The organism is Geofilum rhodophaeum (assembly GCF_002210225.1).
Lineage (GTDB): Bacteria > Bacteroidota > Bacteroidia > Bacteroidales > Marinilabiliaceae > Geofilum > Geofilum rhodophaeum.
In genome coordinates, this window is sequence record NZ_MWUJ01000005.1 from 68,238 (window position 1) to 82,594 (window position 14,357).

Genomic DNA, 14,357 nt, shown 5'->3' on the forward strand with positions numbered 1-14,357 from the left:
TAACATCGGGCCCTTGCTGTTTTGCTTTTTAAGGGGTGCTATTTCATGTATTTGTAGCGTTTGATGCTCTTTTTGGGCGTTTTTTCAAATTCTTCGGGGAAGAGAATGATTTTGTGAATGGCCATGAAAGCCGGCAGTTCCTGGTTGACTTCCTTGCGTAGTTTTTGCAGCACCTCTTCGATGTTTTCTGAACTGCAGTTCGAGAGGTCACACACTTCGTAATCGGGATACACCAGGGCCTCAATTTTGCCGTCGTTTTCACGAACCAGGCACTCTTGTACCAGCTCCTGGCTGTTGAGTACGGTTTCTATTTCTTCTGGATAAATGTTTTGGCCCGAAGCCCCCAGGATCATGTTTTTACTGCGCCCACGAATGTAAATGAAGTTGTCGGCGTCGATGATGCCCAGGTCGCCGGTATGCAACCAGCCGTCGTCGGTGAAGATTTCGCTGGTGGCTTTGTCGTTTTTGTAATAGCCCAGGAGGGTGTTGTCTCCCTTTACCTGGATTTCGCCCACTACATTAAAGGGATCTTCGCTGTCGATCCGCACCTGCATGCGATCTACAATTTTACCGGCCGAATGCAGGCGGGTTTTGTCCCAGTGGGCATAGCTGATCAGCGGACCGCATTCGGTCATGCCATAGCCCACGGTCAGGGGGAAATTGATTTTTTTCAGAAAGAGCTCCACATCTTTGTTCAACGCCGCTCCGCCTACCACCATTTCTTTAAATTCGCCGCCAAAGGTGTCGACGAGTGTTTTGCGCACTTTGGCGTAAACCAGGTTGTTGGCGAAAGGAATTTTAAGGAGGGTGCGCAGGGTGGGGCTCTCGAGTTTGGGCATGATGCGCCGCTTAAATATCTTTTCGAGAATCAGTGGCACCGATAATATCAGGTGGGGACGTACCTTGCGGAAGGCCTCGGTAATGATTTGCGGCGACGGGGTACGGGTCAGAAAGGTGATGTGGCAACCGGTAATAAAAGGCCACAGGAATTCGAAGAGACAGCCGTAGGCGTGGGCCATGGGCAAAAAGGAAACGATGCGCTCTCCGGTCACCAGATCGAAGGTGTCTGAGGCATATTTCACGTTGGACCAGATGCTTCGGTGGGGCAGCAATACGCCCTTTGAAAAGCCGGAAGTCCCTGAGGTGTAGGAAAGCACCATGGGCTCCTCTGCCTGAACCTCTGCGTAGCGAATGCTGGAAGGCTCGAAAAGCTGCTTCGGATCGCCGAGCTTTTTATGCGCTTTATCCACAGCCTTTTTCAGCTTGTCGTGCGGGTCGCATAAGGCCTTGAAATCGTTGACCGAAAGAATGCCCTTTACTTTAGGGATTTTGGTCTCGTCGATTTTATCGTACATCAGCGCAGTCGAAAACAACAGAACGGATTCCGAATGGTTGATGATGTGGTGAATGTCGTTGCTGTGAAAATCGGGAAGAATGGGCACTATGATGGCCCCATAGGTGATGGTGGCCAGATAGGCGATGCCCCAGTTGGAAGAATTTCGACCGATCAGCGCAATTTTATCGCCTTTTTTGATGCCCAGCTCGTGAAAGGTGAGGTGAAGCTGGTGCAGGGTTTTCCCTACTTCACGAAAGCTGTAGTCTGTGCCCTGGTAGTCGCTAAAGGCCAATAAATCAGCGTGCTTTTCAATGGTGTTTTGCACCATTGAGAGATAACCATTTGACTGCATAGGAACTTCAGTTAGTTGGTATAATCTTTGAACAAAAGACACAAATTTACACTTTTTTCTCTTACGCTGGTTCTTCAAAAGGGATACTTGTGTCCTCCTCCTTGTGAATAATGTTTATATTTAGGCCTTGTAAACCCATGCAGGTATGACCTTCGACGAACTTTACGATCAAATTCGCTCCGGTTCACTGGATAAGAATCAGGCCCGGCAGCAATTTTCCCTCGACTGGTTGGAAACCGCCAGTTCGTATATTGCTGATGTGAACCGGGGTGCCCGGAACAATATTCCGGAGATCATTTACGGCGAATACAAGCAGTTTGAGCAAACGCTGGAGCTGGCCGATGTGTTTTTGGAACGGCACGGTCGTGTCATTATTTCCAGAAGTCCCTTCAACGATCGCCTGGTGGCCCATTACGAGAGTCGCTGTGTGCTTTTGGCCGGTGAGCAGGTGCTGGTGTTGGGCAGCTTGCCCGAAGTCCGGGGAAAGGTGCTTTTGGTCAGCGCCGGAGCTGCCGATCATCCCGTGTTGGAGGAGTGTGCTTTTACCCTGCGTGCCTTGGGTGTGGAGCCCTTGGTGTTTGAGGATCGGGGCATTGCCCATCCTACCAGAGTGCTGGAGGCGGTAAAAGAGGGAGTGGCCGGAGATGCTGCTGCTGTTGTTGTTGTGGCAGGAATGGAAGGTGCTTTGGCCCCTTTTGTCGCCTCCCTGGTGGCGCTACCGGTGATTGGGGTGCCTACTTCCGTGGGCTATGGCTTCAGGGCGAAAGAGGCCGCGCTGACTTCGATGCTGGCCTCCTGTGCGCCCAATCTGACGGTAGTCAATATCGATGGGGGCATAAGGGCTGCGGTGGTGGCGGGACTGATTGCCAGGAATCGGGAGGCGGTGCGTGGAAGTCGTGCAGAATAATTAAATAAATCAATAGGTATGGAGTTGTATGTTAATCCATCCGGAGGTTTTGCCGGAGACATGTTTGCGGCAGCGCTGATCAGCGCCGGAGCCGATGAAGAGCGGGTAAGTTCAGCGATGCAAGCGGCTGCAGAGAAGCTTGGAAAGGCTTCGGTAAAGCATGTCCGGACTGCCGACGGCAGCAGTCGCATGCTCATTAGGGTGGAACACCATCACGGTCACCTTTCGGTGCACAAGGCCGCTCATTTGCTGGAGCACCTCATGGCGGATTTGGAAGTGGAACCGGTTTATGCTGCTTTTGGCTTTCGGATGCTGAAGGCTTTGGCAGAAGCAGAGAAGATCGCGCATGAAACGCACGATTTTGATATGGAACATCACCATCACCACGATCATCACCACGACCAGGACCATCATCACGCCCATGAGCATGCCGAATGGATGAAGGATTTGCCCGAGGCCTGGTTGCATGAAGCCCAGGATATTTTGATAGATATTGTTGGTGCCGTTTGTGGTTTGCAAGCATTGGGTGTGCCCCCGCAGGCAAAGTTGTTGGCTCCGGTGGCCTATGGTGGTGGATCCATCAGTTTTTCGCACGGCAGCATGAAAGTTCCTGCGCCTGCAACGGCAGTGATGATTCAAAATAACCGTTTGCCGGTAACAGCAGGTCCCATCGATATTGAATTGTTCACGCCTACCGGTGCCGCAGCCTTGTCGGCCCTGGGCGTTGGGGAGGTCGTACAGCTGCCGCAAGGCCGCGTTCGGTCGCGCGGTTATTCGCGCGGGACCAAGGATCTGCCCATTCCGCCCCTCGAAGTGGTACTGCTTTAAACGTAAACGTTGCCGGTCTTAATCAACTGGGGGATATTCAGCAGTTTTATCTTACGGCCGTTCAGTTCAATGAGCCGGTCGGCCTTGAATTCTGAAAGCAATCGAATGACCGATTCGGTGGCTGTGCCGGCCATGTTGGCCAGTTCTTCGCGCGTCAGGGAGATTTGGAGGGTGTTGTCTTCGTCCAATTCAAAGGTGTCCATCAGCAGCAGCAGGATCTCTGCAAGGCGCTCACGTACCGTCTTTTGTGCGATGTCGGTCAAGAATTTATTGCTTTCGCCCAGCTCCCTGCAGGTCAGTTTCATAAGGTCCATGGCAAAGTCGGGATTGGCCTTGATGAGGCCGGTAAGGGTGTCGCCCGGAATGTAACAGAGGCTGGCTTCCTGGATAACCTCGGCAGTCGTGCAGGCCAGCTCGTCGCTGATGACGGAACGAAAGGCAATGAGGTCGCCTTTCTTGGCAAAGCGAATGATCTGTTCCTTACCGTCGAAACCTGTCTTGTAAATTTTTAGGATGCCGCTGTGAACGATGTAACTGCCGTTGATGCGACTGCCCTCGTTGTAGATGATGGCGCCTTTTTTGTGCATGCTGCACAACATGTTTTCTGCCACACGCTGTACCTGCTCGTTACTGAGTCCCCCAAAAATGGCGTACTCCTTTAGGTCGTCCTGGTTGAATGCAGGGCGCTGCTCCTCCTTTTTCATGGGCTGAACTGTAATAAGTTGCTGGGGCCAACAAATCTTTTGCCTGCTGGTCTCGACAAAGATAGAAATAAAGATTAAATTTGTATTACGACGGTATAAATGTATATATGTTTATAATAAAATAAAACAATGTGCTATGAAAAGTGAAGTAAGCATTAAATGGCAGGGCGACATGTCCTTCGAGACCGAAATCAGTGGTCATAAAATGGTGATTGATGCAGGGCCCGAAGTGGGCGGGCAGGACAAGGGGCCCCGACCAAAACCCTTTGTTTTATTGGCGTTGGCCGGTTGCACAGGGATGGATGTGGTGTCGATGTTAAAGAAGATGCGTGTGGAGCTGGAAGGCCTGGAAATTAAGGTGGAAGGCGACCTGACCGAAGAGCATCCCAAAACTTTCGAGGGAATGACTGTGGTTTATGAGTTTAAGGGAAAAGATTTACCGCTCGACAAAATTGAGAAGGCCGTGTCTTTGTCGGAGAATAAGTATTGTGGTGTTTCGGCGCTTTATAAAAAGGCCATCCCTATTAAAACGGAAATTCGGCTGGTATAGGGGTCTGGAAAAGTTGCCTTTTTTATTGTAGCTTTGGGAGCATCTTTTGCTGCTTATGTCCGATAAAAGAAGCTCCCGATTTAAAAATTTGCCCGGTATGCCCGGTAAAGTTCTTGCTGTTACTTTATTGGGCTTGCTGGGCATTGTATTGATTTATCTGTTGGTGGGCAAGGCCTTTCATCAGATAGGGCAAAATGTGGAGGCGCTGGCACGCCCCAATGCACGACTCATCGAAGTGAACAGACTATTTAGGGGAGTGGCTCAATTGGGTCACCTTCAGCAACGTGATTTGCTCGCCACCCGTTCGGGCGAAGGTGCTGCAGCCCTTGCAGAAGCGCGACAGGTCAGGGCCAATATCGATACCCTTAGGGTTTTGTTTTCCGGCGACAGCCTTCAGTTGCAGCGCCTGGAGCGGGTGGAGGATTTATTGCAGCAGCGAAGTGCGGTGTATGCAGAGTATGTTCGCTTGCAAAGAAGGCGGAATGCCCATCCCGACTTGCGTGAGTTTTTACGTCAAATGACCGGCGGGGGGGCGGATGGCGACAGCCTCGAGGCACCCGCCCGCGTGGTACAGAAGGAGCATCGGGTCACCACCACCGTATCGTCGGATACTCTGCGGGAGGAGCGCGGCGGCTTTTTCCGTCGCCTGTTTGGCAGCAGCAGTGCCCCCGCTGCTGCGGAAGTCGTGCGGACAGCTACCCGGGTCGACGAGGAGGTGGAGATCGTGGTGGATACCCTCGGCTCTTTTAGGGCAGATTCTCTTTTTTACGCCCTGGAAAGTTCTCTGGACAGTCTGCAATCTTTCCAGTTGAAACAGGCCGCTCGTTTGCAGCAGCAGGAGTTCCAATTGCTGACGGTCAACAACGCCCTGGTGCATCAGATGCTTCAGGTGGTTAATGCTCTGGAGCAAGAGGAAATGGCCTTGATTCAGGCGGAGACTCAGGCTGCCTTTGGTACAGCGGGGGCGACCATTCGTTTGTTGAACATTCTTGCGGTTGTTTTTATCGGGCTGTCGTTGTTGCTTACTGTGGTGGTGCTGTTGGATTTGTTTAAAAGCAATCGTTACCGGCAGCAATTGGAGAAGGCCCATGCGGAGGCACGTAAGGAAGCAGCTGCCAAGCAGCGCTTTCTGTCGAATATGAGCCACGAAATCAGGACACCCCTGCAGGCCATTTATGGTTATGCCGAACAAGCCCGTTTGGCGGGTCGTGCCGAGGTGGATGTGGCTTATGTTTTTCCCCCGGCAGCCCACCTGCTTCAGGTGGTGGACGAGGTGCTCGATTATGCCCGGGTAACCTCGGGGCGAATGACTTTTGAGCACAAAGCTTTTGTCTTGCAAGATCTTTTGACTGAGGTGCTTGAGGCCTTTGAGCCTGCAGCCAGGAAAAAGGATTTGGATTTGTGTAGGGAGCTGTCTGTGCCTGAACAACTGCAGGTGAAGGGAGATGCGTTCAGACTGCGGCAGTTGTTGTACAACCTGCTGGGGAATGCGCTGAAGTTTACCGACACGGGCTTTGTGGCTTTGCGGGCTCGTTGGGAGTCGGAGGACGAAGCCGATAAGCTGGTGCTGGAAGTGGCCGACAGTGGTATAGGTATGACGTCGGAGCAAATGGGACGCTTGTTTCGCCCTTTTGAGCAGGCCGATGCGGCTACCAGCTCCCGCTTTGGGGGAACGGGCTTGGGACTGAGCATTGTTAAAGAGATGCTCGATTTGCAGGGGGGCCATATTTCCGTAGAAAGTACCGTTGGGAAGGGCTCCCTTTTTAAGGTGGATTTGCCATTGCTGGCTGTGGAACAACAGCTTGAGGAAGTGGAGCGGCCCGAAGCGCCCCTTTCTGATTTGGATAAGCCAAGACTGGTGTGGTTGGCCGATGACGATGCCCTGATTCGGAATTTGGGGGCAGCAGTGCTGCTTAAGCATCAGCTTGCCCACGAAGTCTTTCCCAATGGCATGGCCTTGTTGAAGGCTTTTGATAAAGATCGCCCCGAAGTCGTTTTTCTGGATATGCGCATGCCTGGTTTTAGTGGTTTGGAGGTGTGCGAGCGTCTGCGGCACCGTGCGGGTGGGGAGCTGCGTATTTACGCCCTAACCGCTCAGGTTTTGCCCGAGGAAGAGGAGCTGCTCTTGGCGGGCGGTTTCAACGGGGTGGTGCGCAAGCCCTTTAAGGAAGCTGATTTGCTTGCGTGTCTGAGGGTGGCTCCAGTGGTTTCGGGCAACATGGAGGTTGACCTTTCGGTATTGGAGCAGATGAGTGGCGGCGACCTTGCATTGTTGACCGAAATACTGGAAAGTGTTTTGGTTGAGATGCGTCACGATCTGGACGACCTGCGTGCTTTATTGCCCGGTACCGAATGGGAAGAGATGGCCTTGCTGGTGCATCGGATGGCCGGTCGCGTGGGACAGGCAGGGGCCAGTGATTATGCCCGTGCCCTGCGCGATATGGAGCTGGAATTGCGAAGGTGGAAAGAGGACATTGACAGGGAGGAGCTTACTTACCTCTTGGACCAGGGCGTGCTTTTTATGGCGGAAATAGGCGATCTGCTGGCCAGGCGCCGGGAGCAATAGCGGCCTATTCCGGGCCGTCGTCTTTCAGGCCGTATTTTTCCATTTTGTTGTAGAGGGTTTTTCGGTCGATGTTGAGTAAGCGGGCGGCCTTTGATTTGTTGCCTCGTGCTTCTTGCAGTACCTTGGCAATTTGCTCCTTTTCGTTTAATTCTTGTAGGGCTTTGAGGTCCGACCCCACCCGTGCAGTGCTGTGGGAGGTGGAGAGACCACTGAGCATTTCTTCGGGCAGGGCCTGTAGTCCTGCCGACTTGCCCGGCGTCAGCAGCACCATACGCCGGATGGTATTGCGTAATTCACGGAGGTTGCCGGGCCAGTCGTATTTTTCGAAGAGCTGCAGGGCCTCCGGAGCGATTTCTTCGACCCCACGCTTGAGGTCCCGGTTGGCTTCGCTGATGAAGTGGTGGATGAAGAGCATCAGGTCTTCCGGTCGTTGTCGCAAAGGAGGCACCGCTATTTTAAATTCGTTGAGGCGGTGATAGAGATCTTCCCGAAATTTTCCCTGGGCGACACTTTCTGCAAGATTGTCGTTGGTGGCCACCAACAGACGGAGGTCCACCCGAATCAGTTTGTCGCTGCCCAGGGGTTGAATCACTTTTTCCTGTAAGGCACGCAGAAGTTTGACTTGCACTTCGTAGGGGAGGTTGCCGATTTCATCCAGGAAAAGGGTGCCGCCTGAGGCTTGCTCAAACTGGCCTTTCTTGTCCTGCAGTGCACCGGTAAAGGCTCCTTTTACATAGCCGAAGAGTTCGCCTGCGGCCAAATCGCGGGACAGTACCCCACAGTCGATGGCCACAAAGGGCTTTTGGCTTCGGGCGCTGGCATTATGGATGGCCCGGGCGGCATATTCTTTCCCTGTTCCGCTTTCGCCTTGAATGATGACGGACATGTCGGTAGGTGCCACCAGGCTGATGAATTCCTGCAGCTGCTGGGCACGGGGACTGGTGCCCGTGATGTATTTGCTGGGTGGGTTTGCTTGTTGGGGACGTGGCGCCGCAGTTGGGGTGGGGACCTCTGTCTGCTCCTCCTTTGTGCTGTTGCGCAGCAACATGAGCAATTCATCGGGATTAACAGGCTTGGTAATGTAATCCGAGGCGCCCATTTTCATGGCCTTGACTACGGTTCGTACATCGCTGAAGGCGGTCATGATGATGATCTGCAGTCCCGGTGATTTATCACGCAGTTCCTGAAGCAGCTCCAGTCCTGTTCCGTCGGGCAGCCGATAGTCGAGCAGGCAATGCTTGTAAACGTTTTCCAGTAAAAGGTTGCGCGCCTCCTTCAAATTGGAGGCGGTATTGGTAGTGAATCCTTTTTTCTCGAGAAAGCCTTTGAGTATGCGTGAAAAGGCCAGGTCGTCTTCTACTATGAGTAATTTATTCATGCACGGGTTAATTTTACGCTAAGATAGGAAAAAGGAAGCATGAAAAAAGCCGGAATCGTTATTCCGGCTTTACCCCAAAACTAAACTTGAATTTACCCCAATGTCAGACTAATTGGCTTTTTCGCCTTCCGGCGTGAATTTTACGGTTTTTGTTTCTTCGTCTTTGGTAAGTTTGATCACGTAAAGACTTTTCTCGGCATCCTGAATCAAGGCTGCTTCGGCAATGGCCCAGCCTTCAAATTCGGTGGCGGCAAGTGCATTTTTAACCGGCTCGGGCAAATCGGTGGCCTCCACGCTGGTTTTGGATACTTCCTGTTCAGCAGTAATTGCTACTTCTTCATTCATTCTGGCCTGGTTGGCCACAACTGAAACCGAACCGGCCGCCAGGGCCAGGGTCAGCATTAAAACATTTCTTTTTTTCATAACACTTCGTTTTTTAGAACAACAAATGTTTATTACTTGTGAGAGTACCCTAACCAAAGGGATAATTGTGCCAGAATGAAGGGGTGTGCTTAAGGTATTGATTTGCAGTGCGTTCGACTTGTGGTTGGTGTGGAAGTTTTTTAGGCAGGGACTGTGGCTGTGGGGAAAAGCTCTACAGCAGCACCTGTGGAAAGGGGTGGATGGGGCTCGGGAAAGGTAATGCAAAAAAAAAGAGGAGCGCTGCTGCGCTCCTCTTTTTGGTAGTGGATCTCCGGGTTTTATTCCGCTGCCGTGAATTGTTCCAGAAAACGTACGTCGTTTTCGAAAAAGAGGCGGATGTCCTTCACCTGGTATTTGAGCATGGCGATGCGCTCGATGCCCATGCCAAAGGCAAAGCCGGAGTATTTGTTACTGTCGATGCCACAGGCATCGAGTACGTTGGGGTCGACCATGCCACAACCCATGATTTCGAGCCAGCCGGTGTGCTTGCAAACATTGCAGCCTTCGCCGCCACAAATGGAGCAGCTTACATCCATCTCTGCCGAAGGCTCGGTAAAAGGGAAGTAGGAGGGGCGCAGACGGATGTCGGTGTTTTCGCCAAAAAATTCACGGGCAAAATAGAGGAGGGTTTGTTTGAGGTCGGCAAAAGACACGTCCTCGGCCACGTAAAGGCCTTCTACCTGATGAAAAATACAGTGCGCCCTGGCCGAGATGGCTTCGTTGCGGAATACCCTTCCCGGAAAGATGGCCCGGATGGGCGGCTGTTGTTGCTCCATGACCCGTACCTGTACCGATGAGGTGTGGGTGCGCAGCAGCACATCAGGATCCTTATTTATAAAGAAAGTGTCCTGCATATCGCGGGCCGGGTGCTCGGGCGGAAAATTGAGGGCCGAGAAAACATGCCAGTCGTCTTCAATTTCAGGACCTTCAGCGACGGTGAAGCCCAAACGCGCAAAAATATCGACAATTTGGTTGCGTACCAGCGAGAGGGGGTGGCGACTGCCCAGCGCAAAGGAGCTGCCCGGTGCGCTTAGGTCGACCTGCGTCGACTTGGTTTCACTGTTTTCGAATTGTTCCTTGAGGGCTTGAATGGACGACTGTGCTTCATTTTTTAGTTGATTCAGGGCCATACCTACCGCCTTTTTTTTGGGAGGAGCTACTTGTTTGAATTCGTCGAAGAGCACAGAAACCAAGCCCTTTTTGCTGAGGTATTTGATGCGCAGTTCTTCGGCTTGCGCCGCATTTTCTGCAGTAAGCTTACGTATCTCGTCCTGTAACGCCGCTATTTTGTCGAGCATCTTGTCTGATTTTTGTTCAATTAACCCACAAAAATAGCAATAATCGCCCCCTTTTTAAAATCGCAGTCCATTTTTCTTTGCCGCCCTTATTCGGCTGTGTTGCGCCGACGCTGGAGGCGCAGGAGGTCGATGCCCTTCAACAGCAGGTATTGGAGGGTAAGGACAAAAATGATGGCGGCTCCGGAAGGGATGTTCATGGCGTAGGCTACGTAAAGACCGATTAGGGCGCCGCTCAGGGCAAAAAGTGCAGCCAGACCAACAATTCGTTTAAAGGAGTGGGTGTAAAGCAAAGCAGTGGTTTGGGGGATGGTAAACAGACTCAGCACCAAAATGATGCCCATGGCGCGAATGCTGACTACGATGGCCAGGGCCACCAATACGGCCATGCTGTAGCGATAAAAAGTTACCTTGATGCCATTGATGCTCGAAAATTCCGGGTCGAATGCGGTATAAAGGATGGGGCGGTAAGCCAGCAAAAAGAAAAGCGCCGTCAGCAGGGTGAGCCCCCCAATAAGCAGCACGTCGCTGCGTCCCACCGACAAAATACTTCCGAACAGGAAGCTCATTAAGTTGGGTGCGTAGCCGGGGGTCAGAAAAACAAAAATGATGCCCAGGGCCATACCCAGCGACCAGAGGATGGCAATGGCACTGTCTTCGCGCATCTTGCCCTTATTGGTAATCCACTCAATACTGGTGCCGGTCAGCACAGCAAATACCGCTGCTCCTAAAAAGGGGTTCAGACCCAGGTAGTAGGCAATGCCGATGCCCCCAAAGGAGGCATGGGTGATGCCTCCGCTGATGAAGACGTTTTTTCGGGCCACGATATAGGTGCCGATGAGGGCCGACAGCAGACTGATGAGGATGGATGCCGCAAAGGCATTCTGAAAAAAGCTGTAGGCAAAGAGGTCGAAAAATTGTGACATGTTGATGATTTAGGTGAGTGGCTCAGTGACGGTGTTCGCCCAATACCCGGTGTGGAACCGGACCGTGGGCAATAACGTCGATGGGACAGTTGTAAACTTTCAGTAGTTCGGCGCTGAGTACATTCGAGGGATGGTAATGCAGTTCCTGATTAACACAGGCAATGGTCTTTACCATTGAAGAAATGGTCCCCACATCGTGAGACACCAGCAATATGGCCATTTTTTTATTGAGTTCTTGCAGCCATTTATAGAGCTCCCCTTCAAAGGTTTTATCGACATAGGTGTTGGGCTCATCGAGTACCAGTAAATCGGGTTCTTTGATGAGTGCCCGACCCAAAAGCGTGCGTTGCAGCTGACCGCCCGACAGTTCTCCAATGGGCCGGTGGGCATAGGAGCTCAGGCCCGTTTCGTGCAAAATTTGGGCGATTTGCTGTTTTTGCGTTTTGCTGGGGCCCGGTCGCCAAAATGGTCTGCCTTGCAAGCCCGACTCAACAACCTCCTGCACGGTAATGGGAAAGCTGCGGTCGATGTGAGCCGCCTGGGGCAGATAGCCGATGCGGATGGGACCGTTGGGGTGACTCACCTTTCCCTTATAGGGGGCAAGGAGGCCCAGGAGGACCTTTACCATGGTGGTTTTTCCGCCACCATTGGGACCGATAACGCCGATGAAGTCGTGGTCATGTATCTTCAGGGAGATGTTGCGTAAGACAGTCTCCCCGTTGTAGCCCGCGCTCACCTTTTCTATGTTGGCCAATAGTTTGCTCATGGTTGTGTGGCTGTGCTTTTGAGGTGTTGCTCTATTTGAGTCATCAGTTCGTTCATGCTGTCGGTCCAATCGTAACGCATGGGGTCGATTTGCACCAGGGCAATTCCTGCTTCGCGACTGATGGTTTCGGCGTTGCGCAGGTCGTATTCCTTTTGGATGAAAATCACCGGTATGTTTTCTTCACGTGCCTGGTCGATAAGCCGTGCCAGGTAGGCCGGAGAGGGTTCCTTTCCGTCTTGCTCTACAGCAATTTGGGTGAGTCCGTAATCACGTGCCAGGTAAGTGAGGGCCGGGTGAAAAATTAGAAACTGACGATTGTCGAGCGAGGCGGCCAGGGCTTGCATGCGTTTGTGGGCGTCGTTGAGTTTTTCCAGGAGCTGGGGGTAGTTGTTTTCAATGCTGTCGGCCAGGTGGGGATAATTTGCCTGGAGACTGGTTTTTATTTGAGGAAGCAGTTCCAGCATGACCTTGGGCGACATCCAAATGTGCGGATCCACGCCATGGTGGTGGGCCTCCGGGGCTTCGTGGTCTTCGTGACCATCGTGCTCCGCGTGTTCGTCGTGCGCGCAGGCTCCTTCGATCAGCTTGGTGTGTTCGGACAAAATCATCACTTGCATATCGGCATTGAGCTCTTCCAGGCGCGACATCCAGGTGGTTTCATAGCCGAGGTGACCGATGCCCATGTAAAGGGGCGACGCGCTCAGCTGTTGGAATTGCTGTGGAGTGGGCGAATAGGTGGCGTGACTGGAGCCGGGTGGTACCATCACGTTGACCCGGAGCTGTTCGTCGGTGAGTTGGTCGATAAAATATTTCTGAGGCAGGATGCTGACCGAAACCAGGTTGGGGTCGCTGTTTTTTTCGGCACAGGCCGAAAAAATATACAATAGGGGCAGCAGCAAAAGAAGTTTTTTTGTATTCATAGGATCTTTTATAAGAGCGGTTTTTGTTTCGTGTGTGTCTTAATTATTCGCCTTCGGAATCTTTTTGTTTGGTGGTCAGAGAGCAGTGGGGACAGAGGCCCTCCAGCAGCAACTGGGCCGATTGCAGGGTGAAGCCCTCGGGCAGATCCTCGGTAGAGGGACTCAGTTGTGGCATGCAAATCATGCGCTGGCAGTGGGAGCACAGGAAGTGGGGATGATCACTTTTTTTGTGCCCGCCGGCCAGCTTGTATTTTACGGTTTGTGCATCGATGGTAATGGGGTGAATCACCTGCTTGTTGAGCAGGGTGCGTATGCTGCGATAGAGGGTTACCCGGTCCACATTATGGCCTTTGGAACTCAGGCGCTCTTCCAGTTCTTTTTGACTGAGTGCGGTACCCGGCTCCAGCAGCAGCTGCAGCAATTGCAGGCGAATGTCGGTAACATTCAGCCTTTTGCTGCGCAACAATTGGACGATGCTGTCGTTTTTTGCAACCATGTTGCAAAAATAAGCGCTTTTTTGGTCGCCACCAAAAGTATTTAGAATTGTTTTAAATTAATGACTGTTTTAGTTTGGGTCTTCCTCATGTTGGGTCGCTTTTTGAACAGTTGCCGACCGTTAACGGAAAGTGCTTGCTTTCAGTAAGGGGGGAGGCCTTAGTAGGTAAAATTTTTAAGCGCTTTGTTGGTGGCCATGAATATTTTCTCTACTTTTGCAGTCCAAATCAATTTCGTGGGGTCAGAAGCGACAGACGCAGTGGTTTTGTCCACCTCCGGAAAGAAACAGTAAATAAAGACAGCATGTACGCAATTGTAACTATTGCAGGTCAGCAATTTAAGGTAGAAAAAGACCGCAAGGTTTTTGTTCACCGTCTGGGGGCAGAAGAAGGTGCCTCTGTGGAATTTGATGAAGTTCTTTTGGTAGAGGATGAGAGTGGCATTAAAGTAGGTGCCCCTGTTTTGGCCGGAGCCAAAGTAACTGCCAAAGTTTTGTCGCACCTTAAGGGCGATAAAGTAATTGTTTTCAAGAAGAAGCGGCGTAAGGGCTACAAGAAGAAGAACGGACACCGTCAGTACCTGAGTCAGATTCAAATTGAGGACATCGTTATTGGTTAATTAAAAACATTTAAGTGATATGGCACATAAGAAAGGTGTAGGTAGTTCCAAAAACGGTCGTGAATCAGAAAGCAAGCGACTTGGAGTGAAAATCTTTGGCGGTCAGTTCGCTAAAGCAGGAAACATTATCGTGCGTCAGCGTGGCACACAGCATCATCCCGGTGACAATGTAGGTGTTGGTAAAGACCATACCCTCTTTGCACTGACCGATGGCAACGTGGTATTTCGTAAGCGTAAGGACAATCGTTCTTTTGTTTCGGTTGAGCCTGTAGCTGCGGAATAAGTAAGCACTG

Annotated in this window: 15 protein-coding genes; 6 read left to right on the forward strand and 9 right to left on the reverse strand. The window is 51.8% G+C overall.

From position 1 onward, the window contains the following. Positions 1-38 precede the first annotated feature (38 nt). Positions 39-1,688 carry an AMP-binding protein gene (locus tag B4W65_RS06535; protein WP_088654335.1) on the reverse strand — a complete coding sequence of 550 codons (1,650 nt, stop codon included), beginning with the start codon at positions 1,686-1,688 and terminating at the stop codon, positions 39-41. 145 nt (positions 1,689-1,833) lie between these two features. Between B4W65_RS06535 and B4W65_RS06540 the strand changes: the two genes are divergently transcribed. Together B4W65_RS06540 and larC are read left to right on the forward strand one after the other, a co-directional pair. Beyond that, the gene (locus B4W65_RS06540; RefSeq protein ID WP_088654336.1) at positions 1,834-2,595 is read left to right on the forward strand and encodes an AIR carboxylase family protein; all 762 of its coding nucleotides are present in this window, start codon (positions 1,834-1,836) and stop codon (positions 2,593-2,595) included. Positions 2,596-2,613: 18 nt separating this feature from the next. Then, positions 2,614-3,423 (forward strand): nickel insertion protein, encoded by an 810-nt coding sequence (larC, locus tag B4W65_RS06545; RefSeq protein ID WP_088654337.1) that lies wholly within the window; start codon positions 2,614-2,616, stop codon positions 3,421-3,423. On the opposite strand, the gene B4W65_RS06550 is transcribed toward larC, so the two are convergent. Beyond that, the gene (locus tag B4W65_RS06550) at positions 3,420-4,127 is read right to left on the reverse strand and encodes a Crp/Fnr family transcriptional regulator (protein WP_088654338.1); all 708 of its coding nucleotides are present in this window, start codon (positions 4,125-4,127) and stop codon (positions 3,420-3,422) included. The two genes, larC and B4W65_RS06550, sit on opposite strands and share 4 nt — an antisense overlap. A 136-nt stretch (positions 4,128-4,263) precedes the next feature. Here B4W65_RS06550 and B4W65_RS06555 point away from each other — a divergent pair, with 136 nt between their 5' ends. Next, the gene (locus B4W65_RS06555; RefSeq protein WP_088654339.1) at positions 4,264-4,677 is read left to right on the forward strand and encodes an OsmC family protein; all 414 of its coding nucleotides are present in this window, start codon (positions 4,264-4,266) and stop codon (positions 4,675-4,677) included. Between the two features lie 97 nt (positions 4,678-4,774). Beyond that, positions 4,775-7,243: an ATP-binding protein gene (locus tag B4W65_RS06560; protein WP_158522791.1), complete on the forward strand. Its 2,469-nt coding sequence runs from the start codon at positions 4,775-4,777 to the stop codon at positions 7,241-7,243. A 4-nt stretch (positions 7,244-7,247) separates the two neighbouring features. On the opposite strand, the gene B4W65_RS06565 is transcribed toward B4W65_RS06560, so the two are convergent. The 7 genes from B4W65_RS06565 to B4W65_RS06595 form a co-directional block, all read right to left on the reverse strand. Next, entirely contained in the window at positions 7,248-8,621 is a 1,374-nt protein-coding gene (locus B4W65_RS06565) for a sigma-54-dependent transcriptional regulator (protein WP_088654341.1), read from the reverse strand. A gap of 108 nt (positions 8,622-8,729) precedes the next feature. Beyond that, positions 8,730-9,044 carry a hypothetical protein gene (locus B4W65_RS06570; protein WP_088654342.1) on the reverse strand — a complete coding sequence of 105 codons (315 nt, stop codon included), beginning with the start codon at positions 9,042-9,044 and terminating at the stop codon, positions 8,730-8,732. Between the two features lie 278 nt (positions 9,045-9,322). Beyond that, positions 9,323-10,342 carry a phenylalanine--tRNA ligase subunit alpha gene (gene pheS, locus B4W65_RS06575; protein WP_088654343.1) on the reverse strand — a complete coding sequence of 340 codons (1,020 nt, stop codon included), beginning with the start codon at positions 10,340-10,342 and terminating at the stop codon, positions 9,323-9,325. An 86-nt stretch (positions 10,343-10,428) separates the two neighbouring features. Further along, positions 10,429-11,265 carry a metal ABC transporter permease gene (locus B4W65_RS06580; protein ID WP_088654344.1) on the reverse strand — a complete coding sequence of 279 codons (837 nt, stop codon included), beginning with the start codon at positions 11,263-11,265 and terminating at the stop codon, positions 10,429-10,431. A gap of 22 nt (positions 11,266-11,287) precedes the next feature. Beyond that, positions 11,288-12,031: a metal ABC transporter ATP-binding protein gene (locus tag B4W65_RS06585; RefSeq protein ID WP_088654345.1), complete on the reverse strand. Its 744-nt coding sequence runs from the start codon at positions 12,029-12,031 to the stop codon at positions 11,288-11,290. Next, positions 12,028-12,951, reverse strand: a complete 924-nt coding sequence (locus tag B4W65_RS06590; RefSeq protein ID WP_088654346.1) for a metal ABC transporter solute-binding protein, Zn/Mn family — start codon at positions 12,949-12,951, stop codon at positions 12,028-12,030. Before B4W65_RS06590 ends, B4W65_RS06585 begins: the two co-directional genes overlap by 4 nt. 43 nt (positions 12,952-12,994) lie before the next feature. Then, the gene (locus B4W65_RS06595) at positions 12,995-13,447 is read right to left on the reverse strand and encodes a Fur family transcriptional regulator (RefSeq protein WP_088654347.1); all 453 of its coding nucleotides are present in this window, start codon (positions 13,445-13,447) and stop codon (positions 12,995-12,997) included. Positions 13,448-13,749: 302 nt separating this feature from the next. On the opposite strand from B4W65_RS06595, the gene rplU reads away from it, so the two are divergent. Together rplU and rpmA are read left to right on the forward strand one after the other, a co-directional pair. Beyond that, positions 13,750-14,064, forward strand: coding sequence for a 50S ribosomal protein L21 (rplU, locus tag B4W65_RS06600; protein WP_088654348.1), 315 nt, complete (start codon positions 13,750-13,752; stop codon positions 14,062-14,064). Between the two features lie 19 nt (positions 14,065-14,083). Then, complete coding sequence (gene rpmA, locus B4W65_RS06605; protein ID WP_088654349.1) at positions 14,084-14,347, forward strand: 50S ribosomal protein L27; 264 nt, start codon at positions 14,084-14,086, stop codon at positions 14,345-14,347. Positions 14,348-14,357: the final 10 nt, after the last annotated feature.